At 65.3% G+C, this 1,900-nt stretch carries 1 protein-coding gene; it reads left to right on the top strand.

Annotation, left to right across the window (positions count from 1 at the left end; translation table 11 throughout):
- Nucleotides 1-173 precede the first annotated feature (173 nt).
- Nucleotides 174-1,820 carry an IS1634 family transposase gene (locus ICN82_RS21095; RefSeq protein WP_193187299.1) on the top strand — a complete coding sequence of 549 codons (1,647 nt, stop codon included), beginning with the start codon at nt 174-176 and terminating at the stop codon, nt 1,818-1,820.
- Nucleotides 1,821-1,900: the final 80 nt, after the last annotated feature.

Below are 1,900 nucleotides of genomic sequence, written 5' to 3' on the forward strand. Positions count from 1 at the left end.
GCTCCTAACTTCGACAGTTGGAGGCCGGAAATCGATGGCCGCTGGAGGCCACGGGACGCATTTTCAATAAGTTACAGGGCTGAAATGGCCGAATTCGGCCCAAGCGCTGTAGTTACACGCGGTATTGCATAACCTGCTTGGAAAGCGATGGATTGCGGAATATCCTGCATTCCATGTTCACACGCATTACCGGAAGCGGCGGCCGCCGCTATCTCCAGATCGTCGAGTCCTTCCGCAACGATGCCGGCAAGCCCCGGCTCCGGGTCGTGGCCAATCTCGGACGGGTTGACGGCATGCAGGACGGCCACCTCGATGCCCTCATCCGGGGACTCAGCCGGGCCGCCGGACGCGAAGAGCCTGCAAAGGCGGAGATTTCCTACGGGGCGGCGCGCAGCTACGGCGATGTCTTCGCGCTGCACGAGCTCTGGAAGGAGCTCGGCTTCGACAGGGCGCTGGCGCGCAGCCTTCGCAGCGGACGGCGCAAGACGGATGTCGAGGCGCTCGTGCGCGCCATGGTCTTCAACCGCCTCTGTGCCCCGGACAGCAAGCTCGGCTGCCTGCGCTGGCTCGAGACCGTTGCGATGCCTGCCATGCCGGAAACCGTGACGCACCAGCATCTTCTGCGGGCCATGGATGCGCTGATGGATCATGCCGATGTTGTCGAAGACGCCCTGGCAAAGCAGATGCGACCGCTCGTCGACCGCGACCTGGCCGTCGTCTTCTACGACCTGACCACCGTCCGCATCCACGGCGAAGGGCGCGTCGAGGACGACCTGCGCGGCTTTGGAATGAACAAGGAAACCGGAGGGATTGCCCGGCAGTTCGTGCTCGGCGTCGTGCAGACGGCCGAGGGGTTGCCGCTGCTTCACACCGTCCACCCCGGCAACATGGCCGAGACGAAAACGCTGCAGGGCATGCTCGAAAGCGTGCTGAAGCGGTTCCCGGTCCAGCGCGTGGTTCTGGTCGCGGACCGGGGCCTGCTGAGCATGGACAATATCGGCGAGCTGACCGCCCTGGCCGATCGCGACGGCCGCAAGCTGGAGTTCATCCTGGCCGTCCCGGCGCGCCGCTATGCCGAACTTGCCGAGACATTCCAGTCGCTTGCCTTCGACGCAGACGGCCTCGCCGAAAGCATCTTCGCGGGGCACCGGCTGATCGTCGCCCACGATCCGGTGCGCGCCGCAGAGCAGTCGGACCGCCGCCGCGCGCGCATCCGCGAGCTCGAGGAGATGGGCGAGCGGCTGGCTGGCAAACTGGACGGGCAAGACGCTGGCGAGACGGCCCGCGGCCGCCGCGCCTCGGATCGCGGGTCCTACAGCCGCTTCGCCAAGGCCGTCGCCGAAGCCGAGCTGACCCGCTTCATCAAGCCCGACCTGCAGGCGGACCTGTTCAGCTGGAGCCTCGACGAAGCCGCGATCGCCCGCACCGAGCTCTTCGACGGCAAGCTGGCGCTGCTGACCAATGTTGCAGGCATCACGCCCGCCGAGGCCATCGCCCGCTACAAGTCGCTCGCCGACATCGAGCGCGGGTTCCGCGTCCTGAAGTCCGACATCGGGATCGCCCCTGTCCACCACCGCCTGCCGGACCGCATCCGCGCCCATGCCCTCATCTGCTTCCTCGCCTTGGTGCTCTACCGCGTCATGCGGATGCGGCTGAAGGCAAAGGGCCATTCCGCCAGCCCGCGCACCGCGCTCGATTTGCTCGCGCGCATTCACCGCCATGAGGCCCGGATTGCCGATCGGAAGCTCGACGGCATCACCACCCCAAGCCCCGAACAATTGGAGCTCTTCGACACACTGAACCTGTCAAAACCCGCCTGACCGAGCTGCTGTAGTTACATTTTCGGCATTTGCGCCATAAAAATATCAGCTACTTACGCGTCTAGCTGTCGAACTAGGGG

The sequence above is a fragment of the Mangrovicoccus algicola genome (assembly GCF_014903745.1).
GTDB lineage: Bacteria > Pseudomonadota > Alphaproteobacteria > Rhodobacterales > Rhodobacteraceae > Mangrovicoccus > Mangrovicoccus algicola.

Excerpts from the sequence above, each read along its gene's own strand:
- ICN82_RS21095 (WP_193187299.1), top strand. The coding sequence starts at position 174 with ATGTTCACACGCATTACCGGAAGCGGCGGCCGCCGCTATCTCCAGATC.